Source organism: Fulvivirga marina, from assembly GCF_016775155.1.
Classification (GTDB): domain Bacteria; phylum Bacteroidota; class Bacteroidia; order Cytophagales; family Cyclobacteriaceae; genus Fulvivirga; species Fulvivirga marina.
This window is the reverse complement of the sequence record NZ_JAEUGD010000058.1, coordinates 213,571-237,487: the sequence shown is the minus strand read 5'-3', so window position 1 is coordinate 237,487 and position 23,917 is coordinate 213,571. Positions and strand designations below refer to the sequence as shown.

At 41.1% G+C, this 23,917-nt stretch carries 21 protein-coding genes; 8 read left to right on the top strand and 13 right to left on the bottom strand.

Annotated elements, in window-relative coordinates:
- Nucleotides 1-176: 176 nt before the first annotated feature.
- The 4 genes from gmd (at nucleotide 177) to JMN32_RS17375 (ending at nucleotide 4,987) form a co-directional block, all read left to right on the top strand.
- Nucleotides 177-1,298 carry a GDP-mannose 4,6-dehydratase gene (gene gmd, locus JMN32_RS17390; RefSeq protein ID WP_202857633.1) on the top strand — a complete coding sequence of 374 codons (1,122 nt, stop codon included), beginning with the start codon at nucleotides 177-179 and terminating at the stop codon, nucleotides 1,296-1,298.
- Between the two features lie 46 nt (nucleotides 1,299-1,344).
- Nucleotides 1,345-2,283 carry a GDP-L-fucose synthase family protein gene (locus tag JMN32_RS17385; RefSeq protein WP_202857732.1) on the top strand — a complete coding sequence of 313 codons (939 nt, stop codon included), beginning with the start codon at nucleotides 1,345-1,347 and terminating at the stop codon, nucleotides 2,281-2,283.
- Between the two features lie 1,023 nt (nucleotides 2,284-3,306).
- Nucleotides 3,307-4,650 (top strand): PAS domain-containing sensor histidine kinase, encoded by a 1,344-nt coding sequence (locus JMN32_RS17380; RefSeq protein WP_202857632.1) that lies wholly within the window; start codon nucleotides 3,307-3,309, stop codon nucleotides 4,648-4,650.
- Nucleotides 4,622-4,987: a response regulator gene (locus tag JMN32_RS17375; RefSeq protein WP_202857631.1), complete on the top strand. Its 366-nt coding sequence runs from the start codon at nucleotides 4,622-4,624 to the stop codon at nucleotides 4,985-4,987. The genes JMN32_RS17380 and JMN32_RS17375 overlap by 29 nt, the downstream gene beginning before the upstream one ends.
- Before the next feature lie 169 nt (nucleotides 4,988-5,156).
- On the opposite strand, the gene JMN32_RS27545 is transcribed toward JMN32_RS17375, so the two are convergent.
- The 13 genes from JMN32_RS27545 to JMN32_RS17315 form a co-directional block, all read right to left on the bottom strand.
- Entirely contained in the window at nucleotides 5,157-5,291 is a 135-nt protein-coding gene (locus JMN32_RS27545; protein ID WP_262896726.1) for a hypothetical protein, read from the bottom strand.
- 998 nt (nucleotides 5,292-6,289) lie between these two features.
- Entirely contained in the window at nucleotides 6,290-7,414 is a 1,125-nt protein-coding gene (locus JMN32_RS17370) for a hypothetical protein (protein WP_202857630.1), read from the bottom strand.
- A gap of 160 nt (nucleotides 7,415-7,574) precedes the next feature.
- Entirely contained in the window at nucleotides 7,575-9,065 is a 1,491-nt protein-coding gene (locus JMN32_RS17365; RefSeq protein ID WP_202857629.1) for a carboxypeptidase-like regulatory domain-containing protein, read from the bottom strand.
- Nucleotides 9,066-9,075: 10 nt separating this feature from the next.
- Nucleotides 9,076-9,603, bottom strand: a complete 528-nt coding sequence (locus tag JMN32_RS17360; protein ID WP_202857628.1) for a hypothetical protein — start codon at nucleotides 9,601-9,603, stop codon at nucleotides 9,076-9,078.
- Nucleotides 9,604-9,671: 68 nt separating this feature from the next.
- A complete protein-coding gene (locus JMN32_RS17355) occupies nucleotides 9,672-10,646 on the bottom strand; it encodes a hypothetical protein (RefSeq protein WP_202857627.1) in 975 nt (324 codons plus the stop codon).
- 106 nt (nucleotides 10,647-10,752) lie between these two features.
- Nucleotides 10,753-12,126, bottom strand: a complete 1,374-nt coding sequence (locus JMN32_RS17350) for a CsgG/HfaB family protein (RefSeq protein WP_202857626.1) — start codon at nucleotides 12,124-12,126, stop codon at nucleotides 10,753-10,755.
- A 33-nt stretch (nucleotides 12,127-12,159) separates the two neighbouring features.
- Nucleotides 12,160-12,576 carry a curli production assembly/transport component CsgF gene (locus JMN32_RS17345; protein ID WP_202857625.1) on the bottom strand — a complete coding sequence of 139 codons (417 nt, stop codon included), beginning with the start codon at nucleotides 12,574-12,576 and terminating at the stop codon, nucleotides 12,160-12,162.
- Between the two features lie 29 nt (nucleotides 12,577-12,605).
- Nucleotides 12,606-13,097 carry a CsgE family curli-type amyloid fiber assembly protein gene (locus JMN32_RS17340; RefSeq protein ID WP_202857624.1) on the bottom strand — a complete coding sequence of 164 codons (492 nt, stop codon included), beginning with the start codon at nucleotides 13,095-13,097 and terminating at the stop codon, nucleotides 12,606-12,608.
- 256 nt (nucleotides 13,098-13,353) lie between these two features.
- Complete coding sequence (locus tag JMN32_RS17335) at nucleotides 13,354-14,505, bottom strand: hypothetical protein (protein ID WP_202857623.1); 1,152 nt, start codon at nucleotides 14,503-14,505, stop codon at nucleotides 13,354-13,356.
- The gene (locus tag JMN32_RS17330; RefSeq protein WP_202857622.1) at nucleotides 14,502-15,218 is read right to left on the bottom strand and encodes an ABC transporter ATP-binding protein; all 717 of its coding nucleotides are present in this window, start codon (nucleotides 15,216-15,218) and stop codon (nucleotides 14,502-14,504) included. The genes JMN32_RS17335 and JMN32_RS17330 overlap by 4 nt, the downstream gene beginning before the upstream one ends.
- 11 nt (nucleotides 15,219-15,229) lie before the next feature.
- Nucleotides 15,230-16,456, bottom strand: a complete 1,227-nt coding sequence (locus tag JMN32_RS17325) for an ABC transporter permease (protein ID WP_202857621.1) — start codon at nucleotides 16,454-16,456, stop codon at nucleotides 15,230-15,232.
- Nucleotides 16,453-17,670 carry an ABC transporter permease gene (locus tag JMN32_RS17320; RefSeq protein WP_202857620.1) on the bottom strand — a complete coding sequence of 406 codons (1,218 nt, stop codon included), beginning with the start codon at nucleotides 17,668-17,670 and terminating at the stop codon, nucleotides 16,453-16,455. Before JMN32_RS17320 ends, JMN32_RS17325 begins: the two co-directional genes overlap by 4 nt.
- Before the next feature lies 1 nt (nucleotide 17,671).
- Nucleotides 17,672-18,391, bottom strand: a complete 720-nt coding sequence (locus tag JMN32_RS17315) for an outer membrane lipoprotein-sorting protein (protein WP_238354523.1) — start codon at nucleotides 18,389-18,391, stop codon at nucleotides 17,672-17,674.
- Between the two features lie 545 nt (nucleotides 18,392-18,936).
- On the opposite strand from JMN32_RS17315, the gene JMN32_RS17310 reads away from it, so the two are divergent.
- From JMN32_RS17310 to JMN32_RS17295, 4 genes are all read left to right on the top strand, one after another.
- A complete protein-coding gene (locus JMN32_RS17310) occupies nucleotides 18,937-19,995 on the top strand; it encodes a response regulator (RefSeq protein ID WP_202857618.1) in 1,059 nt (352 codons plus the stop codon).
- Nucleotides 19,996-20,308: 313 nt separating this feature from the next.
- Complete coding sequence (gene polX, locus JMN32_RS17305; protein WP_202857617.1) at nucleotides 20,309-22,054, top strand: DNA polymerase/3'-5' exonuclease PolX; 1,746 nt, start codon at nucleotides 20,309-20,311, stop codon at nucleotides 22,052-22,054.
- Between the two features lie 583 nt (nucleotides 22,055-22,637).
- Nucleotides 22,638-23,198 (top strand): hypothetical protein, encoded by a 561-nt coding sequence (locus JMN32_RS17300; protein WP_202857616.1) that lies wholly within the window; start codon nucleotides 22,638-22,640, stop codon nucleotides 23,196-23,198.
- 59 nt (nucleotides 23,199-23,257) lie between these two features.
- Nucleotides 23,258-23,914 carry a dienelactone hydrolase family protein gene (locus tag JMN32_RS17295; protein WP_202857615.1) on the top strand — a complete coding sequence of 219 codons (657 nt, stop codon included), beginning with the start codon at nucleotides 23,258-23,260 and terminating at the stop codon, nucleotides 23,912-23,914.
- The last annotated feature ends 3 nt before the right edge of the window (nucleotides 23,915-23,917 follow it).

Below are 23,917 nucleotides of genomic sequence, written 5' to 3'. Positions count from 1 at the left end.
TGCTCACTCCATTTACCTGCATACCCTTTTGTACTACTTTGGAAGTACTTTTTACTGCTAAATTGATCTGAACTGGCTTTTACTCTTGATGATAACAATCATTTGGTACCTACACGTCTATCATTGAGCAACAGTGGCATCTGTAACTATTATTGCTAAACAAACTGAGTATTGTTATGGAAAATAATAAAACCGCTCTCATCACGGGCATTACCGGCCAGGATGGAGCATATCTGGCAGAATTTCTTCTTAATAAAGGATATATGGTACATGGTATTAAAAGAAGAAGTTCGTTATTAAACACGGAGCGTGTAGACCACCTGTACCAGGATCCTCATGAGCAAAATGTACGGTTCAGGATGCATTACGGAGATCTTACCGACGCCACTAACCTGATCAGGATCATTCAGGAGACGCAGCCCGATGAAATATATAACCTTGGGGCTATGTCACATGTAAAGGTGAGCTTTGATATACCCGAGTATGCAGCCAATACTGATGGCTTGGGTACGCTGAGAATACTGGAGGCTATTCGTCTACTTAACCTCACTCATAAGACCAGGGTCTATCAGGCTTCTACATCCGAACTTTACGGACTGGTGCAGGAAGTTCCTCAAACCGAAGGTACACCTTTTTACCCCAGATCTCCCTATGCAGTAGCTAAGCTGTATGGTTATTGGATAACGGTAAACTACCGGGAGGCTTATAACATGTATGCCTGCAATGGCATTTTATTTAACCACGAATCGCCACTGCGAGGTGAGACATTTGTTACCCGAAAGATTACGCGTGCTGTGGCTCGTATAGCTTTGGGTTTGCAGGATAAGGTGTATCTCGGTAACCTTGACGCTAAACGTGATTGGGGTCATGCCAGGGATTACGTGGAAGCTATGTGGCTGATCTTGCAACAACAGGAGCCTGACGATTATGTAATAGCTACGGGAGTAACAACTACAGTTCGCGATTTTGCCCGCATGGCATTTGCTGAAGCTGGTATAGAGATCACTTTTGAAGGGAAAGGTGTGAATGAAGTTGCCCGTGTAGTAAAAACTACGAATATTGATCATTTCTTAGCACCGGGCAAGGTAGTACTCGCAGTGGATCCCAGCTATTTCAGACCAACAGAAGTAGACCTATTGATAGGTGATCCTTCCAAGGCCATGACCAAGCTTCATTGGAAGCCAAAACACACAGTGCAAGACCTGGTGAAAGATATGGTAGTCGCTGATCTGAAGTTATTTGAGCGCGATAGGATTTTAATGTCCAATGGGCTTGAGGTTTTTAAGTATGATGAATAGAAATGTAGCCGAAAACTAAAAAACAATGAACTATAAACATGATGTAATGCATTTGGATGCCAAAATATATGTTGCAGGCCATCAGGGTATGGTGGGGTCTGCTATTTTGAGAAAGCTCCAAAATGCAGGATACTACAATTTTGTGCTTCATACATCCGCAGAGCTTGATCTGCGTGAGCAGTCTGCAGTGCAACAATTCTTTGAAATAGAGGAGCCGCAGTATGTATTTCTTGCCGCAGCCAAGGTGGGTGGTATTCACGCTAATAATACTTACCGGGCTGAGTTTATCTATGATAACTTGGTTATTCAGAACAATGTGATCCACCAGTCTTTCAAAACAGGTGTACGTAAACTGGTTTTTTTGGGGTCATCCTGTATTTACCCTAAGTATGCACAGCAACCGATAAAAGAAGAGGCACTGCTTACTGGTCCGTTGGAGCCTACTAACGAGCCGTATGCCATTGCTAAGATAGCGGGAATAAAAATGTGTCAGGCTTATAATGCTCAGTATGGCTCCAATTTCATCAGTCTGATGCCGACCAACTTGTATGGTCCAAATGATAATTATGACCTTGAAAATGCCCATGTACTGCCCGCACTCATGAGGAAAATCCATGAAGCAAAAGTTAAGGGGGAAGAAGAGGTGGAGATTTGGGGTACGGGTAAAGTAAGGAGGGAATTTCTACATGTGGATGACTTGGCCGATGCCTGTCTGTTTTTGATGAATAGCTATGATAAACCTGATATCATTAACGTTGGTACGGGTAAAGATTTGAGTATTTACGAATTGGCGATGCTTCTTAAATCGGTGATAGGATACAAAGGGCGTTTGCGTTTTAATTCTTCAAAACCTGATGGTACCCCAAGGAAATTATTGAATACCTCATTGATAAACCAAATGGGTTGGTACCCAAAAATAGAATTGCGGGAAGGAATACAGAAGGTATATGGCGAATATGAAAAAAAACACTTACAAATCTACTAAGTGAATAACCTATGTACACTTACTTTACTAAAGGGCTTCCAAAGGAGGACCAAGAGAAACAGTAGCTATGAAGTTAATGGGGCCATGTAACGATGATATTGGAGTTTCCCGTTGCCGGGCTAGAAGTAACAACCGGTGGGAGTAAACCAAAATGTATGGCTACCAGTTGACTTATATTCCTTGTGATCTGTGAAGTATCTTGTATCAAATTGAAGAGCCATTGATAATACAGTGAGATCAAGCATAGTCAATAACATCAATTAATAAGGCTGTTACTGTAGAGCCTATAAAACCTATCGATAAATGTCATAGTCAGGATGTGCCTGGTGCTGCAGTTTCAATGTACTAGCTTCCTTTGTCTTAATTACACAGTTCAAAAAATAACATACTTTCCTATTGCGAAGCGTGAGATCAATGTCTCTTCGTAAGATTCGAAGAAAGGATATGATGGTTAGTTAACCGAAGGTGTAGGATTATGTATAATTTAACCTTTTTGTTCTCATAGTAGTATTGAAATGACTGATATTGTCGCAGATATTACATGAAAAAATGTAAATACAGCCCATTAGGTTGCATTTTATGGTGTGCTAAGCTCATCAAAAAAGTAGTTGGATTTACTAATGCCACGATCTCTTTCATGAGTAAAAGTTGCTGCATTTGATGTATAATTAGTTAATTGTGATTTTTTAAATTTTATTTTGTAAATAATTAATTTTTGACTAATTTGATAATCTCACCTCCACAATTTTGGGTTAGTTTTGGGTATAAACTTACATGTGTAAAAAGATTCTTAGACTCCTTTAAAAAGTAATATTACTGTTGAGGTTTAACAGTGCTAAAGCTAACTACATTAGAAAGGAGAAGATGTATTCAGGAGGATACTATTTAACGGAGTTACGGTCAGCGTCGTTGTTATTGATAGAAATGGGTATATTTTACTGAGTAATCTTTTAGATATTCGGCTGAGGAGTTAACAAATGAGCCCATTGAAATGTTGTTTATTGAGGATCATCGTAAAAACATATGCAATACAGGGAAAAATATTTTAACAATCCAGAGGATGGCCTGGTAGTTCGTGGTATGGAACTTTACGCACGTAAGGAAAATGGCGAGGTCTTTCCGGTAGAGGTGAGTTTAGATCATCATAAGCTGGATAACGAAAAATTGGCAGTAGCGCCTATCATGGATACTTCGGGGCACGTTTGTGACAGGGAAATTGTAACTGATCGTGAGTATTGGTTGAAGAGTATGGCTGACAATGCTCCTGTAATGATCTGGGGAGCGGGTCCGAATGGCGAGTGTACCTATCTTAATAAAACATGGCTCACGTTTACTGGTCGCTCATTGGAAGAGGAGCTAGGCACCGGGTGGGAAGAAAGTGTCTACCCTAATGATCTGCCACGGACTGCTGCCTTTTATAGTAAAGTGCTAGAAAATCGAGAACCTTTCACCATCCAGTACAGGTTGAAGCGACATGATGGTAAATATCGTTGGGTACAAGATACTGGGAATCCGATTTATACTCCTGAAGGAGAGTTTGCAGGGTATGTCGGGTATTGTATAGATATTCACGACCAGCAAATAACGCAGGAAAAGCTGGAGAACCTGATATGGCATAGGACGAAGAAGTTACATAAAGTATTAAGGCGCGAAAAGGAAATGAATGCGCTGAAATCCAGATTCGTATCAATGGCCTCCCATGAGCTACGTACCCCGCTTAGTATAGCGCTTTCGAGCCTTATGCTGGTAGAGCAATATGGTTCATGGGAAAAGGATGAACGTGTGGTAAAGCACATGAAAAGGATCAAAATATCCATTAACAGTATCAGCACCATATTGGATGACTTCTTGTCATTAGATAAGCTGGAACAGGGCAAGATAGAAGAAGAGTTGGAGGCATTTGATCTGTTGAATTTTATGTATGAAGTAATTGAAGAGGTAAAACTACTGAAGAAAAAACGTCAGCATATTTACTTGAGCCACAAGGGAGATAGAAAAGTGATTATGGATCGCAAAAAGCTCCATTACATTATGAAGAATCTACTTTCCAATGCCATAAAATATTCTCCGGAAGATGCAGACATTGAACTCAATTTTGAAAATAATGACAATGACATTTCAATTATGGTAAGAGATCATGGCATTGGTATACCTGAAGATGAGCAGAAATATATGTTCAATATATTCTTCCGGGCCAAAAATACGCAGGGCATTTCTGGTATTGGCCTGGGACTGACTATTGTAAATCAATACGTGGGATTGATGAAAGGTAATATAAACTTCACCAGCAAAGAGGGGGACGGGACCACTTTCAATATTAAGTTACCTCAATATAGCTATGAAGAGTATACTCATCATTGTGGATAACTACAATATCCGGGAGAATACAGCAGAAATACTCGAGATGTTCGGGTTTGAAATACGGGTTGCCGAGAACGGAACGCAAGGATTGTACTTGGTGAACAAAAGAATACCTGATTTGATACTCTGCGATATGCGCATGCCTAAAATGAATGGAACAGAGGTGCTTATACGCTTGAAAAATAATCCTATAACTGCTGAAATCCCTTTTGTTTATATAGCAGCCACCATAGAAAAAAACACGGTAAACAGAGTAATGGAAATTGGGGCTGATGGTTGCATTCGTAAACCTTTCGATGGCGATGATCTCATTGATCAGGTTCGACAATTGATAGGCAGCTGAATTGTGTTTGTTCAGGGCAGCAAGCAGTCCTGAACATGAAGAATTATATAGCTGTCATAAACTTACCACCATTATTTGGAAGTACAATCCGCAACTAAACCAGAAACTTTAATACACTTTGTTTTATCTCGCTCAGGGGAAAGACTCCGGTTCTGAGTGGCTTACACATTTACTGTTCATTGCTGATACGCTCATGGGCTCTGTGCCTGCTCAATATTTTATATGGCATTGACCTTTTTAAGAAGGTCAGCACCGTTATAGTATCTGTTATGGGCTTTGGCTGCTCTTTAATTTCTTCTGCCATATGAATTGCGTAGAGTTCTTTTCAGAGGGGCTTCAATGCTATTAAGTTAAGGTTTTGCTTTGACCTTACTACCCTACCCCTACTTTATGAATGCTACTCTATACTACCAAGGTTATGGCTTGGTTTAAAATGAATTCAAAATTCTCTCTTCCGGTACGGAGAGGGCATTCTAGCCAATGCCAGCCTACGATCTTTTCCGGGTGAGGTGATACACTGAAAGGTGGTAACCTCTGCTTTAAGGCTATTACCTTCAGTCGGTGCTACACAGAACAGTAAAGCTTTACCAAACTTTTGGAAGTTTAGTAAAGCCGCGATTTAGCGCTGTAAGCTGCCAGTCTAAAATAAAATTTACCAACCAAAAAGCACATGTGCATAAGCAGTCTAGCGCCTTAACTTAATAGCATTGAGAGGGGCCTGGTAGGAAGTGAAAAGGAAAAGTTAAGACAATAGTAATTGACTGTATAATCAGGGAAATGGCCATATGTCAGAGGCTACTTTCCTTAGGTGTATCTCAGACTGTGATAAAAATCTTGATGACTTGAAACTTCTGTCATCGTAGTAGAGCAAGCATTAAGCTATCTTTATTTTAATCAGCGAAGGAATTAACCCCACTGAGTAATGATGGAGGTAACTGAACATAAAAGGAGCCTCTTTTTCCGGCTGGGTGAGTTTCATCAATGATAGACATGTCTGAAAAAGCAATCAGGCATGCCGGAGGTGATAGGGAGGCGGAGTGATCCGCCTTCTATTTTTTTACCAGGTGATGTCTTTAAAACGCAAATATTAGAGTGATGGTTTCCTAGACCAGGTGTAACAGGGTCAAGCCTTATTTTCGGTAGGTTGAAGTACCGGGGCATTATAGTTAATTAAAACAAATAATTAGGTTTCTTACCCCTTGAGATTGTACTTCTATGAGGTCTGTGCTACTCTTAACTCCATGGATTCGGGGACTCTACCGGTTGTAAATAACATTGTTAGGATTACCCCCTCATACCTTATTATTTTTGAATTACGGTGATTGTATTACCCATACCAACTTGGTTTGTAAGGGATATGTGGCCTGCATTGAACTGACTTATTTCGGCAAAGTTGCCGGAGCCATATTGCTTCACTACTGACATATTCGCAGCTCCATATTGGTTTTGGAAAGATTCGTTATCAGCATCGGTTTGTATGGCCTCTGCTATGTTGGATTCGCCAAACTGAGTTTGTTCAGCATAGTTGTCGTTGCCCGATTGGTTAACGATCGCTATATTTTCCTCTGATGATATTTCTCCATCACCCTGTATCTGAATGGCATGGTTACTATTTCCAGACTGAAGGATTGAAGCTTGGTTCATCTGACCGAACTGATGCTGTTGTGACCAGTTGGCTTCACCAAACTGAGTAGAGATAGCGCTATTAAGCAATCCGTCCTGGTATTTTTGCGACCAGTTGACTTCACCAGATTGCCTTGAGCTTGCCGAGTTAACAAAACCTATCTGATCAATTTCAGAATAGTTATTAAGATCGGTCTGATCAACATATGCACCATTGATAAGTCCCGATTGCCGTTGAACAGAATAGTTGCCTGTACCTTCCTGTATGGTCGTTGCTTCGTTGCGCGTGCCAGCTTGGTTTTGAACAGCCTCATTGATTTCGCCCAATTGGGTAATAGTCGCAGTATTTCCCTGCCCACCTTGCTGTTGTTGAGCGTAATTTTTGAAACCTTCCTGTATGGAGATCGCCAGGTTGCCGACAAATGTCTGATACTGTTGAGTAGAATTTCCCAATCCCGACTGTGTGGAGACCGCTCTGTTACTCGTTATACTTTGTTCTTTGTGGGCGACATTGGCTTCGCCAGATTGATTGGTCATTGCCTCATTAGAGCTTCCGTATTGGTTGGTCACCATTTTGTTGAACCACCCTGTCTGATTACTTTCTGAATAGTTATTTAGATCTGTCTGATTAGCTACTGCATCATTGGAAACTCCTGTTTGTACTATATCAGAGCTATTACCATCTCCTGTTTGAACTACTAAAGCATTATTGAAGACTCCATTCTGCAAAACGTTAGTAACGTTTTGCGCATGCGAAACAACCGCAATTCCTACAGCTAATAACATCATTATAAAATTTTTCATTATAAAATTTAAATTAAAATGTAAACAAAATAGATTTCCATATATAAGCTTATTGCTTTATGTAAAGTATTGGTGCTTATTTCATCAAGTTTATTGTCACTTTGTAGGCAGTACATACCATATGTTACAATTGCCTTTCAACCGCATGATTGGTTTCCTGCTACTGCCAGTGAGGCATTTCGGCATCCTCTATAAGCAGTTGTCTGTCTGAACCGTCTTTATTCATGATCCATATCGATTTTTTGCCACTTCCGTCATTTGAGGCATTTACAAAGATAATTTTGGCACCATCAGGGGAGAACCTGGGTTGAAGATCGTTAGTGCCGTTAGGCTTACCTCCCGAGACTTCTATAACATCAAGAGACTCAATATCCTTGATAAAAATACGGGCATCAAGCTGGCGGCCTGTTGATGATTCATAGCCCGAGACATCTCGGGTATACATAATTTGTTTGCCATCTATAGAGAACGATGGAGATTGAATGATCCCTGATAGGTTGTCTACGAGCTTGACAGTGTCAGTTCCATTGGCGTTCATCAAGTAAATTTCAGAATCATATATGGTCGAACCTATCGTTTCAACTACGATCTTGTTTCCCACCGAGGTCCAGTCGCATGAGCGAAAATTTCTGTTTTTTGGTGCTGTAGCTATTTTGACGAGGTCTACACCAGTCCTGTCGATCCGGTAGAGCTTGTCATAATGGCTGTAAATAAATTGTCCGTTGTCTGGTGACCAGCTAAAACCGATTCCCTGGTTGTGGAAGCCAGCAATGGGTAACGTGGTTACTTGCCGCACTTCGGAACCATTGTAGTTCATAGTGTAAATATGGTAATCTACATTTTTGTTAGAAGAGAAGGCTATGAGGTCTCTTTTGCTACTGAGGAGAGGCCTTAGCTCATAATGATCAGAGCTGGTGAGCTGTACCAGAGATGTTGCCCCCGGACTTGAAGAGTAAATCTCATAGTTATCGGATTTGCTCGAAGTGAATACAATCCTGTTTTCGGGGAAAGGAATGGTTTGAAACCTCCAGGTAGGGCCAGAGGTAATATACCCGGTACTGCTGACTACATCTACATACCAGTAGTAAGTGGTGCCATGCTTTAGGTTTTCAACAGTAAGTGTGGTGTCGGGTAACTGCACACTTTCTATGAGTGGGTTAATGTTATTGGACTCGAAAAGCCGTACCGTATAGGAGAGTTCGTCATCGGAATTGTTGTCCACAGCCCATTTTAGTACAGTTGTTAATGGGGTATTAGTTGCTCCATTTTCCGGAACAGGAGTAAAAGGCGCAGGGGCCAATAGGGTGGAGGAACTCAGTTTAACCCCTAGTTCAGTGGATGTATTTCTGATGACCTTCACTTTGACGCTCTCCCGTGAGTATCCGTCAGCTTTGGTAACAACAGAGTATTCTCCTTCGGGAATCTCGTTGATGACAAACGTACCTTTATTATCAGTAAAAACGACACTTGTTACGGGTACAGTGGTGATCTCTACTTCTTCAATAGGCTCCAAAGATGATTTCGAGAGTACTACTCCATGAATAGAGCCCAGGTAGACAGGATCTATCGTATCTTCGGTGCACGAGTAAAAAAGAAATGAAATGAGAAAAATAGCAAATGTCTTTAAGCCGGTGTGATTAGTTGTTGTCATAATACTGTATCTAATTTTTTGATCTGATGATCAACCTCATATCATTGCCTCTCTGTTGTATTTGTAGAGGTATGGACCAGTTCTCTCCCGAATGCTGTATTTCGTTAAAGGTGCCTTCCTGGATCACTTCAAGCATCAATAGGTTGCCAGAAAGGTTTTGCTGTATGCTGTTATAGCCACCTTGCTGGAGTATCGAGAGTTCTATTTCCTCACTAGTGGTGATTCCACGATATTCATTTGCAGTTCCCCTTTGCCGTATTTGTACCTTTCCTCCCCGGGCTATCTGTGTGCTGTAGATCTCGTTGTAAAGACCACTTTGAAGCACTATTGCTCTTGTGCCGTACTGGTTGATGGCAGATAGATTTTCGGTTCCCTGTTGGTGGAGTATCAACTGACTTTCAAGAGCCGGAAAGGGGTGGAGCAGCCATTCTTCCAAAATAACATGCTTTGGAATTGGAATATTTTCATCTGTTTGACAGAATGCTCCTGATGTAGTGAGAGCTACAATATTCAGAAGGTATATAATGACCTTTTTCATAGCAGTACTTTTGGTTTGGGTGCGAAAGTTTAAGGGGTAATGCCCCGGAAGCACTACCCCTTATTTTCCTAGTTTTGGATTACGGTTGATGAGTTGCCGATACCAATCTGGGTTATGTGAGACGCATGTCCTGCATTGAATTGGCTTACTTCGGCAAAGTTGGCTGCGCCAAATTGTTCTGTAGTAGACACATTACCTGCTCCATATTGGTTTTGGTAAGACTCGTTATCAGAACCTATTTGTACAGCTACTGCTAAGTTAGCTTCACCAAACTGAGTTTGTTCAGCATAGTTGTCATATCCAAATTGATTAATGATAGCCCCATTGAAAGCGGTAAACATCTCGCCGGGTGCACCCTGAGTTTGAACGGCATTGTTGCCTTCACCAGATTGAAGTATTGAAGCGAAGTTGACTTCTCCGAACTGATATTGGGAAGACAGATTGCCTGCACCTAACTGTACACTTGTTGCTGAATTGCTATACAAGTATTGTGTTTGGTAAGCTGCATTGCCTTCACCAACCTGTTCTACAACAGCATGGTTATACTTGGCATCATAATCCCCACCTTGTAGTTGGTTAGAGTAGTTGCCTATGCCGCCCTGGATAGCAAGGGCAGCGTTACCTTTGTCATATTGAGTTTGAACAGCTTCGTTGACTTCACCAATTTGAGCTACAGAAGCAACATTCCATTCGCCATCCTGGTACTGTTGTGACAGGTTTTCCACACCTGACTGTACAGAAACAGCCATATTGGCGACTCCGTTTTGAACTTTGTAAGCGGCATTTGCTTCGCCGGACTGATGGGTCACTACCTGGTTGAACCATCCTGTCTGATTACTTTCGGAATAGTTGTTCAGGTCTACCTGATCAACAACCGCATTATTGGCAACTCCTGATTGTACTATTTCAGAGTTGTTGCCATCTCCTGTTTGAGCCACCAAAGCATTATTGGCGATTCCTCCCTGCAAAACATTGCTATTGTTTTGCGCATACGATGTAACTGCAAAAGTTACAGCTACTAACATTATTACGTACTTTTTCATGGTAAAATTTGAATTTAAATGTGAAACAAAATGGACATATCCATACATACAAGCTTGTTTCTTTATATAAAAGCCGTTGTTTTACCACAGCAGCTATATATGTCTTTTATTTTAGATAATATGTGATCCCAACGTCCGCCCCCCATAGGAAATCATTGTATTTGCCCTGGTCTAGCCGATCGATATTGTCGCTGAGATAGAGGTGATAGTTAGCAGCGCAGCTTATTCCAAGTTTTTTCGTTAATAAATATTCTAACCCAAGCGTGGCAGTTACTTCCGGATAAGAGGTTTTAGCCAGTGATGTGCTACCATCAAGACTGTTTTTAACTTCTGTAACTAATCCGGCTCCTGCCCGGGCATAAGGTGTAGTCCTTAATAAATTGAAGAATTTATATTTTACACCTAACGTAGCATAGCTTATGGTAGCATTAAATTCATCACCTATGCCCAGGCGACCAATTCCAGTGTTAATATCCAGTGAAAGAGGTTTGTGTGCAAACAGTTCAATATTGACCTCACCCCCAGGGAAAAATCTGTTTCCGCTGTAGTCGCCCTGATAGAGCAGTCCGGCTCCACGAACACCTAAACCGATGGAAGTCCTTCGAGGAGCTAACCTATTGCCAAAGGCATCGATATGGCCATTGATATCTTTCTCTGCCAGGTACTGCTGTACGGTTTCAGATTCAATATCCTGTTTCTCTTTTACCTGCCAAAGGTTTTCTACAATGCCCTCTATGATCAGGCTATATACCGCTTTCTCTATGGCCTCTTTCACAGCCATCTCTCCGGGCTCGTTGTAGGTAAAGCCAGTTTCTGCCTCCAGCAGCCTGCGGGTACTAACAAACCGAAAAACTCCGACATCGATTTGTTGCGACAAGATAGTTTTTGAGGTGTAAACGGTCTTCAAAATGCGTCCGTTGCTGGTAGAAACCGCCCGCAGATAAATCGTAACGCGGTCCTCGCGATATTTACCAGATGCTCCTGCACCAAAATATCTGGCTCCGGCACCTCCTGTCATAATATTGGAGTCGAAGGATATGATACCTCCTTCTAATATGATGCCCGCAAATACCAATGGAGGTAGTAGTTTATTATGGTCTTCTTCTGCGTAGTTGGACATACTCGAGCGTATGATCTTTCGCTCGTTTAGCAGGTTTGACAATCCTTCGCGTTCAATCGCAACAAACCACCCCGACTCCTCCATGGCCCGAAGTAGGATAGAAGTTGCTCCCTGGGTAACCGCAGTAGACCAGCTTGTACCAGCCTGAGTGTTTTTATACTGTCCAGTCTGATCCCTGAACTTGTAAACAGCAGCAACAATTTTATCTTTTGGCGCAGGAAGAGTACCAAATCGCTGTAATTGCGGAGTTTCAGCTCCAAGGCGCGCTTCTGATACTCTAAGTGGCTGATGAAAGTACGGCGCACATGAGGGCAGCACTAGTGATATGTAAGCGATGATATGGAAAAGCGTTGTTTTCATAGGTAGAGCCTTTAGGAAGGCAGATACTGTATTTTAGAAGTAAGGTACTATAATAGATGTTTCTCCTCCGGTGCTGGAATCCAGAATATCGATATGAATACCATCAGGGTAACTGTTGATCTCAATCTGAAACCCACCAATTTCGAAGGTTCCATCTTTCAACCCTTCTTCTCCGAAGACGTCGGTTACCAGTCTCCTGGATAACTGGCTAAGAATCTGACGGTTGAGGTCTTGCTCAAACTGTTGAAGTGGATCCTTATTCAGGAAGTCCAAATCATTATTTCCTTTAAAATCATTCTGCTCCTGGGCAGAACTTAAGAGCCATTGATAGTTAAAGGAATCGCCTCCAAAGGCGGGGTTAATGGGTTTGTAAACCAAGTCCTGACTGTAAGCATTCTGTAGAATTATTAGTAGTAGGATGGTTAGTGTAATTCGAATGTTAGGTTTCATGGTTAAAATTGGTTTAATAATTAGAATGTTCAATAAATTCCCGAGCCCTGCATATCTTCCCCTTCTAATTGCTTCATTATATTATCATAGTTGATTAAGTAGCCATAAGTTTGTTTTACTGCCATTTTGGCCAGAGATTCCAGAACATCGTACCGTGTTTGTAGAAAACTCTCAAATACAGTCAGGTCGTTTATCGTTATCGTTATAGTAGTTGATATCCCGCGAAAAGGCCGTTCCTTAACGACCATCATAAAAGATCCATTAGATACGTGTGGCCAGTTCCACAACGAAAAGAAAATCTCCATAAATTCATGCCCTGCTTTACTGATGGTTTCATCAACAATGAGCTTGTCAATCTCTATCGGTTCCGCTTTTGACGCAGCGCCGTTTTTTAGGGTATCTGTTGCTGACAGGTAGGTATTCTGGAAGTACTGTGGCTCAATCCCGTTAAACACCGTGGGCAATGGAGTAACACATACCTCAAGAGGATAAAGTAATATTAAGCATACAACTATAGACATTTTTATGCTTATTTATTGATTTAGGAATATTGAAAAATATAATTACTTAAAATTAGTTGAAGAATTTGTTTAATGAGATGATCTTAATTATCAAAAGCAAAGATTAAAATCTCGGGTTGTTTTGATTGCAGTAATGGAATGGAGAAGGAAATCTTTTTGCATAGAAAACCGATTCGAAAGAGAAGTGGTTGATGGTTACTGAAAGTCAACCTTTGTTGAATTAGTAACCGAATTCCGGAATAAAACAGTGGTACATTCAAAAGCTCCATCTCATTCGTATAAATACCCGATGCGCGAGGTCATCAAAACCAGCTTTTTGTTCACTGAAAAAGGATTGCCATACTAGATTGAAATCCAGGTTTTCTGCAAGGTTGTAGCTAAGGGTAGGGAGAATCATGACCAGGTGTGAGCCCGGGCTGTAGATAACCGTAGCATTACCTGTAAATAGAGGAGTGATTTCTTTAGAGAAAGTGATGTTAGTGTTCCACTTTGTAGGCATCAGGTTTTTCGGAGAAAACTGCAGTGTCGCAATAACAGGTAGTTCTATGGTACTTTCAATGCCTTTGCTGTTGAGAAATCCCCCAATACTAACGTACCATCCCTTTTCAAAAACATGATCTAATTCGGCTGATATATTGATCAATTCCTCTTTCTTGTTTTTGGGGAAATAGTATTGTGCTTCACCACGAAACCCCGATTCTTTTATAATTCCTGACCAACCAACCCCTAGAGTGGGTTGCTGCTGAAACCAGCCAGCAATGATCTGAAAGTCATAGTTGGCGATGTTAGCAAAATATTTCATAGCAGCAATCATTTCATAGCTTTCATCCCCTGCAGAAATAGCCAGTTCGATATTGTCCATCAATCCTGTAAAATATTGTAACCTTACTGCATCTGCGCCAGGCCTTTCCTCATAGTCAAAGTCCAGGAAATTGAATGTGTTGAACAAGTCATTAGGATTCCAGGTAGTGCCGATCCCCCAGTTGATACGTTGTCTTCCTATTCTTGCATTCCAATTGACTTTGTCATATACTACGTATAACCTGTCAATGGATGTGTTCAATACCATTTGCTCTTTGTCAATCCAGTTGAACGACAGATCTGCTGCTTCATTGGCATTTCTAAGTTGAGAGGAAAAACCCGGAGTAAGGGCTACTTCTTCCCCCCAGAATAAGCGATTTCTAAATTCCATGACAGCGGTTATGTGCTCGGCAGGCTGCCATTTGAGGTTTATCCGGTTATGGATCAGGTTACCGGTAGTCAGGTAGGCGAAATTCTCAGTGTAATTCAGTGACTGCAAATCTTTAACGTACCCCGAATATTGTAGCCGGTGCTCCGTCGTATCCTGAGCATAAATGGTTGTATACGTCAGAGCCAGGAGCACCTTCATGGATGTCACCCAATTCATGTGATTGTTGAGTCCACATTGACACTTACCGGTGAAGAATCGGCATGTATTTGCCCATCGACCAAAGTGATTACTCTTCGTGCCCTTTCGATCACGCGTTGATCATGTGTAGAAAATATGAAAGTCATATTTTCTTCCTTATTCAATTTGGCCATAATGTCCAGTAAGTTGTCGGCCGATTTGGTATCGAGGTTAGCCGTTGGTTCGTCGGCAAGGATAAATTGCGGGCGGGAAGCCAGGGCTCTGGCAACTGCTACCCGCTGCTGTTGTCCTCCCGAAAGTTGAGCAGGCCGATTGTCCATTTTGTCTTCCAAACCTATCTGCTGAAACAGGTTGGTAACCCGTGCTTTAATCTCATGCTTCTTTACATGCTGAAGTTGCATGATCAGTTCTACATTTTCACGAGCAGATAGAACGGGTATCAGGTTAAAGGCTTGGAAAACAAACCCGATGTTATGGAGTCTGAAATCTATAAGTTTATTGGGTGTCAGTTTGGTAATATCCACGTTGTTGATAATCACACTGCCGGTGTCTGGCTTGTCAAGTCCTCCGATCAGGTTGAGAAGGGTGGTTTTACCCGAACCGGAAGGACCCACCAAAGCTGTAAATTCGCCACGCTCCAGATGAAGGTGTACATTATTTACGGCTACGACTGGGATGGTTTCCGGGTTGTAAACTTTTTTGATATTATGAGCATCAATAACTGTTTTCATAGTTCATATTTTCATTTTTGCAGCGCTTCTACGGGTCGTAATCTTATGGCTTTAATTGCAGGGACAAGTGATGATAGCATAGATGCTATCAATACGATCAGCATCTCGCCCAGTATTTTTTCCCATGGAAATGCAGGGTAGATCATTGAGCTGAAGCCAAATTCTGACATAGCCTGGCCGCCAAGTGCTGAAATATCCAGGCCGTGGCGATGGTATATCAGTACGATAAACCATGCAATGAGTACCCCCATTGGCACTCCCGTGATAGTTAAAAGGACAGTTTCCGTTAATATCATGAAGAAAACTTTCAAACGATTCATCCCCAAGGCCAGCAACATACCTATCTCGCGTGAACGTTCCAGTACTGCCATCAGCATAGTGTTAACAATACCAAATGATAAAGCGAGCATGATGATAACAATGAAAATCAGGGAATACTGGTCCGTGGTTTCTATCATCAACTTGGTTTCGGGCGAGATATCCATCCATGACTCAATCTGTAAATTCGGATGCTGATTTTTTAAGCTGGCCTGCACATTTTCTACGTCATCGTCATTTTGGAGAAGTATAGCCAGTTCATGAAATTCATCATCTAGTGAGAGATATGAGTTAAGGTCTTTTTGTTTTACAAAAACTATTCTTTCATCCCTGGGAGTGTTGTCTGTTTGATAAATCCCGGCAGCTCTGAATGCACTTGAAATAATATTACTTTCTTTATCGATGAAGGTCAGAATAGCCTTGGATCCTACCTTTAGATGCATTTTATCAGCAAGCTTTTTGCTAATGAGTAGCTGGTTTTTTTTCCCGTTAACGAAACCATCTCCCTCTTTGATTTTGCTATTCAGAGAAGTGACCCGATCTTCTTGTTCAGGGTCGACCCCTACAATCTGGATGCCTGATGATCCGGTTCCTGTTGCCAGCATGCCTTGAGCAATGGTGCGAGGAGTAAATATCTTAACGGATGACAGGTGGCCTAGGCTTTTTATAAGTTCATCATTGTTAGGAATAATGTATTTAGGGTCAAAATCTTCCTTGAAACGGGCATGATGGATCTGAAGGTGAGAAACTTCTTTATCGATTACCGTTCTGAAACGGTCTTCAAGAATTCCTTTGTACAGGCTCAGTACGAATAATCCGGCTACCAAACCAATAGCCACGGAGCTGATGATGATCATGCTTCTGACCTTGTTCCGCCAGATGTTTCGCCATGCCATTTGTATAATGATTATCACAGTCATTTTTTCATTGCTTTAACGGGGTCTATTTTGAAAACAGTGATTACCGGATACATGGAAAGTAACAGTCCGATACTTACAACTATCAATCCCTGTGTGATAAAAATGGACGGGTCGGTAGAAGCTGGAAAAATGGGTTCGAAATTGAAGCGTTCATATGTCTCGGCCATTTCCCCTCCTATGCGGATAGGATGTTCCTTTAGGTAATAAACAAGGGGGATACTACACGATAACCCTGCGACTGAGCCTATAATGACCGTAAATATGGATTCAGTAAGGAAAAGCATTGCTAATATCCCCTTTTTCATACCTATGGCCACAAGCATCCCTACCTCATACCTGCGCTCTACCATCATCATCAGCATTGTGCCGAAGATGCCAAAGCAAATGAGCAGGTACAATATGCCTAAAATAATAGACATGCTGCCTTTGTCCATTTTTATGTGTTGGTCTACATCGGGGAGAAGCTCTTTCCAGCTCATCACTTCATAGGTCTCACCGGATATATGCCTGAGCTTCGAAACGGTGGACCCCAAGTATTTATCAGACTTCAGACCTAGTACATAGGAGGTTACTAAATCTGGAGCTGAGTAGAACTCCTGCGCAGTATGCAGAGGCATGAATAATAACTGATCATTGAGTTCTGGTGAACCAAAGCTAACGATACCATTGATCAGGTATTTGCCGGCAGCGAGTGCTCCATGATAACCCTGACTGATGAGATATACTGTATCGTTGACCTGCAGACCAAATCTTTCAGCCAGTCCTTCAGACAGGATGACCGTATTGCCACTTTTATGATCAAAATATTTGCCTGAGGTTACTTTGTTTTGCAGTGCGGTAATTTTGTTTTCCTCTTCAGGGTGTATTCCTACCACCATACACCCTTTGGTAAGATCTTTAAAAGATGCCAGGGCATACGATTCGATACGAGGAGCTATAGCCGTAATATTTTTCTGATTGCTGATTCTGGATTCATAACTACTATCCCGAATCATACCATTATCCAACACCTGATGGTTCCAATACCCTTTCTGGTGGATTTGGATATAACCAGTATAATAGCTCACCATGTTTTTGATGAAATTATCAAATACGCCATCCTGAAGGCTGCTGGCTGCAACAGATAATATCACGGCAAAAAAGATGGCCGCGGTTGTAATGGCGGTGCGGTGTTTATTTCGCCATAGGTTTTTCCATGCTAGTTTTAACCACATTTCAATTGAGTTTCTTCATTTGTTGCAGTGTAAAAAAAGTATCAGGTATTGGTTTATTGTATATTACATTTGAGTAGATCAATACCGTTTTTTGGTTAGGCTTATCAGCAGGAATCATTTCTATATAAGTGGGAATGAGCCTGCCGCCCATCATTTTTATGTTGGATGCATTCATGGTATTGATCAGCTCTTCATCTTCGTCATAAAACTTAGTATGCAATTCAAGGAAGTCCTTTTTATCAATGTAAAGTGTTAATTTACCCCATACGATAGCCGCTTCCGGCTTGGGGATCATATCAATAATATAGCACTGACGCCCATTGATAGTAGTGTCTCCGGAAAAGCTGTGTACATAGTCTTCCACAATTGACGACTCCTTTACCAGATCATCATTTGTGAAGTCTGTTCCCATCCAGGATTGAGTCATCATGGAGGGGGGCAGTTTAATAGACCTTTCCAAGGCAGGTACCCAGTTCCAAACCTCTTTATCCCGTTTTAAAAAAGCTACTCCTTTCTCCTTGGCAGGGCTTTTAATCAATATCATAGCGTATTTTTCACCTTCCATCCAGGTTTTAACGGTCATTTCTCGTTGCCAGGTAGGACGAACGGTTCGTATGATTAATTCAGATTGGGAGGTTTCCCCCCTCATGTTGTCGTTGGCCCTTTTTACTACCTCTTTGGCAGTAATATCTGGCTGCTGGAGCCACTGTGTCAGGAGCATGATGAAAATGGTAAACACGGTATAAGCTGATCAGTTGGTTTTGCTATATAAGATTAAGCATAGCAGTACACAGTTGTAATGATAGTCGTCAGATGCTGAGATGACCTTTATCACTGTCAGAAGGGGTAAGACTTCTTTATTCGGGGGCACTAAACTCAAGGGGCAACTTAGCTAGTATAATTTTAGGAGGTAATAGTGGCGGCGATTTACAAAGAGAAAGAGCAGAAGTGTAGTGTAAAAGCCTTTGAACCATGAGTATTTACTTTATGCTGTATGGATGATCCAGCAGTAATAATGATGAATATCATCGGCTATTTCCACAGGCGTCATGCCATTAACAAATGGCTAAGATTAATTTAGTTCTCCATTTGAATATAGAAAATAAGTTTACCTAAACTTTTATGAAACCCCTTTTCAAATACTGTAAGCGAATGGATTCAGAGTGTTATAGCATACTTATAGGCAGAGCTATTACAATATTGCATATCAACTCTTGTCCATCTGATTTCATATATCAAAAATTACTCTCTTAAATAAATATGATCATGAGTTATAGTATTTTATTAATTGAGGATAATATCAAAATGGCGGAAAATATTACGAGCATTTTGGAGTTGAAAGGTTATGAAGTGTTGCATGCCCATAATGGAAAAGAGGGTGTGGAGCTTGCGCAGAGTAATCCACCGGATTTGATCCTCTGCGATATAATGATGCCTGAACTGGATGGATATGGAGTGGTACATATTCTAAATAAAGACCCGGAAACTACTAGTATCCCATTTATCTTTTTAACGGCCAAAACCGAAAAAAGTGATTTAAGGAGGGGAATGAATTTGGGCGCTTATGATTACATTACCAAACCTTTCGATGGTGTAGAATTGCTGAAAATAGTAGAAACACGTCTTAAAAAGAACGAGCTTCTAAAATCCAGTTATAGCAATCATTCAAAAGATGTAAGTTCCTTTTTCAGCAAAGCCAGAGAAATAAATGAGTTTCAGAAGCTTTCTGAAAATAGACCCAAGCATGCTTTTAAAAAAAAGGATTTGATTTTTAAGGAAGGCCGTATACCCAACGATCTTTACTACATTGAAGAAGGAAGAGTGAAAACCTACAAAATCAACTGTGATGGAAAGGAATTAATTATAGGAATCCACAGTAAAGGAGATTTTTTGGGCTATGTTCCTTTGCTCGAAGAAGGGCCATACCATGAAAATGCGGAGGCTTTGGAGGATGTGCGTGTATCGATCATTCCCAAATCTGATTTTTTGATGCTGATTTATTCGAGTAAGGATGTGGCCAGAACATTTATTAAGATGCTTTCTAATAACATTGAAGGTGTGGAAAACAGACTGATGGATATCGCGTATCAATCAGTAAGGCAACGTGTGGCAAAAGCATTGTTGAATATTAATTCAAGGTTTGCCGGAAATGACGAAGATGTAATGATTACTATAGCTCGAAGAGACATCTCTGGAATGGTTGGCACGACCACCGAATCATTAAATCGTACATTGGCCGATTTCCGAGCTGAAGGGTTAATCGAGACCAGTGGTGAGGGGTTGAGAATTTTGAATATGGTCAAACTGGAGAAGCTGATTAGATAGAGATAGGTATTGCCTTTTTATTTTCCACCTGGTTAATCCTCAAGAGTCAGATATACTTATGATTTCTGTTAAGAATTATTCCACTCCTCTATGGAAAGCCGTACCCTCTGATGAAGTTTATCATTTCTTCTGATCAGCTCATCAATATAAGAAACCTCCATAAGAGACCGCTAAACAATTATTGGGGCAGGTGTTTTAATGAGGATTATTTGCTCCGCCTATGATAGGTATCGTTGATGGTACTAAGGTTTGATATTTAATTGGACTTATTCATTTTTGGCGACCAGCCTGTAGTATTTTAAAGACTAAAATTATGACTGATCAGAATAAACGACTAGCCACTATTCTGCAGGATCTCGGATCGATGTACCGTTATCTTGGAGGAGAAAATCTCTTTAAGGCTATTGCATATATGAAAGCTTCTCAGGCTATCAAGAGTTTACCTGATGATATTTCCTTATATCTGAAGGAAGGTACGGTCAAGGAAATCCCGGGGGTAGGAAAGAGTCTCGAAAAAGATATCAGAGAATTTTATAGTACCGGTTCAATTTCGAGGTTTGAAAACCTTAAAAAAATTGTTCCACATGGGTTGATTGAATTGGTCGATGTCCGTGGTTTTGGACCAAAGTCGCTCAAGCGACTGTATGAGGATTTACATGTAGAATCGAAAGAGGATGTCGTAAAAGCATTAAAAGACGGTCGCATTACCAAGCTTAAGGGGTTTGGTCCAAGAAAGGTGGAAAACATGCTGCGTGGCCTGAAGTTGCACAAGCAGCTTGAAGAAAGAATGCTCCTAAGGGATGCATTAGAGGCTGGAGAGAAGCTCCTCGCACCATTAAAAACATTAAAAGAGGTGAAACGTGCGGAACTTGCAGGTAGCCTGCGTAGGAGAAAAGAAACCATAGGCGATCTGGACATTCTTGCTGCGGTAAAATTAAAGGACCGCAAAAAAGTGGTAAAGGTATTTACTAGTCCAAAATTGGCACAGAGGGTGCTTGCCAAGGGAGATACGCGTGTGAGTATCCTTATGCAAGAAAATGGTAGGCAGGCAGACCTTCGGATGGTAGATGAATCAGAATGGGGAGCAGCATTTCAATACTTTACAGGCTCGAAGGATCATAATATTCACCTGCGTCGATTAGCAAGGGACAAGGGCTACAAGATCAGTGAATATGGAATTTTCACGGCCCGTAATCATAAGCGTCTAGCAGGAAAAACCGAAGAGCAACTTTATAAGCACTTGGGCATGCAATATATTCCCCCGGAGATGAGAGAAGATAAAGGTGAAATTGAGCTGGCATTGAAAAGAGCAATTCCTAAGCTAGTAGAAATAAAGGATATTAGAGGAGACCTGCAAATGCATTCGGACTGGTCTGATGGATTGCAGACCATGGAAGAAATAGTCGACTTTGTGGAAAAGAATTTTTCATATGATTACATAGCCATCACTGATCACACCAAATCGTCCAGGGTAGCAAGAGGCATGAAAGATCAGGAATTTTTGAAGCAGATTGAAGAAGTGAAGGTCATCAATCAGAAACAGGGAAGAGACTTTTTAAAAGCAGGTGCTGAAGTAGACATTCTGGCTGATGGGGCGCTTGATCTTTCCGATGAAATTCTATCGCAACTCGATTGGGTAGTGGCTTCCATCCATTCAGGTTTTAGCCGAAATAACACAGACCGATTGATCAAAGCTTGTGAAAATTCATATGTGAACTGCATTGGGCATCCTACCGGACGACTTATTGGCAAGCGGGAGGCATACCCTGTTGATATTGCCGCATTGATAGAGGCAGCGGTTGGTACAGGTACAGCTCTTGAGATCAATGGGCAACCTGAGAGGCTGGACCTGAAAGATGAGTGGGCCAATGAGGCCAGAGAAGCAGGAGTGAACCTGGTAATTAGCACTGATAGTCATAAGTACAATGATTTTTATTTTATGTCATTAGGTGTAGGTGTTGCCAGGCGTGCCTGGTGTACGGCTGATAATATTCTCAATACCAAACCATGGCATGATATTGTAAAGCTCACTTCAAAAGGAAATTTGAGTGTTGTATAGCTTATCAATTTACAATTACTAAAATTGGAGCCACCATTGGGTGGAGACCTTTCGTGCTGTCGTAAATGTTACCCTTTCGCAATTAACGGTAATTCATTGCTGTTTTATCAAAGTATGATAAAACTCTCGGTAATCCGTGATCTCCATCATGACAATCGGAAAGGATATGAAGTACCTTTATAACTGAAACATAGTCAAAGTCTTATTGGTTGAGTATGGGAGGATGGTAGATATAAGTGTTTCAAAATGCATGAAACTACCTATTCAATAGCTGAAATTATTCAGCATCTTAACTGTTAAGGTTTTGGTTGTGCAGGTAATATAGAATAACTGCCGCAAAAAGCACTAAACTATGTTATCGGAAGGCGGATGTTCAATCCGCCTTCTTACTTTTATACCCTATCATAAATTATTCTCAATGAGTATCGTAGAGTGTGCCTGTTGCGATAGCAGAGGTCTGTATATGCCTGAGAACCTGTATTCAGGTAATTGACACCGCCAAGGAAAGTCTTGGCATTTGATAACGGTTGTCATTCATGGGCTTGTGTATAGGAAGTAAATTGATTCTTATAAACTGTTGGTTATGAAAAAAATTAAGATGTCCGCCTTTGCGTGTAGTCTTATGTTAACATTTCTTACAGGCAGGGCACAGGAATATGCAGTGTCTGCAAGAACCTCTTATATGCTTTGGCAGGAAGAACAACGCAAGATAATACTCTTACATATGCATCTGACAGAATCAGAACGGATGGCTTTCTGGCCTGTGTATAGTGATTATCAGCAGGCAATTGAAGATTTGGAAATAGAATATCTTCAGATAATAGAGCTACAATCTGAATATGGAGGAGAGCTGAAGGAATCACACAAAATGAGGCTCTACACTGAGCTTCTTGAAATTGACGTTGAACTGGCAAAGCTACGTAAGTATTACTATAAGAGAATCAGAGCAGTACTATCTTCCTCAAGGGCTATCGAGTTTATGAGATTGGATTATGCTATGTGGACGCTATTTCGTATTGAAAACCGGAAAGATAAACTGGCTTTGAAATTTGAAAAGGATATCCCTGAACAGCCCCTAGGTAAAGGAGATTTTGTGATTTATCAGGGAGGTGATTATGGAAATAAAGATCATGTGGTGAGGTAATACATATCGTTGATAAGCAAGGAGGGGATTTTATAAATTATGAAATAACACTGAAGACTATGAAAGCTACAATCACTGAAAACTTTAAAAGAGAAGTACAAATCCCTATAAAAAATGTTACGTTGTCTGGTGAGTTAATTATTCCTAAGGGAGCTACGGGGTTGGTTATTTTCTCGCATGGCAGCGGAAGTAGCAGGTTTAGTCCTCGAAACAACAAGGTGGCAGATACAATAAGGGAAAGCAATGTGGCTACTTTGTTGTTTGACTTGCTCACTGAGCAGGAAGACGCTGTTTATGATAACAGGTTTAACATAGGTTTACTTACCAACAGGTTGATCTCGGTTACCCATTGGGTAATGTCTCAGCAAGAAACCAAGCATTTAAACATTGGCTACTTTGGTGCCAGCACTGGTGCGGCTTCAGCTCTTAATGCTGCGGCGACAGAACTGGGTAAGGAGATCAAAGCAGTTGTGTCAAGAGGAGGTAGGCCGGATCTTTCTTTGCCTGTACTCGAATTTGTGAAGGCTCCAGTGTTGCTTATTGTAGGGGGCAATGATATTGAAGTGATCAAGCTCAATCAATTGGCCTATAAAAAACTGAAATGCGAGAAAGAACTCAAGATTATTCCCGGGGCGACTCACTTGTTTGAGGAGCGTGGTGCGCTGGAAGAAGTGGCACACACTTCGGCAATTTGGTTTAAAAAACATTTAAAATAAGCT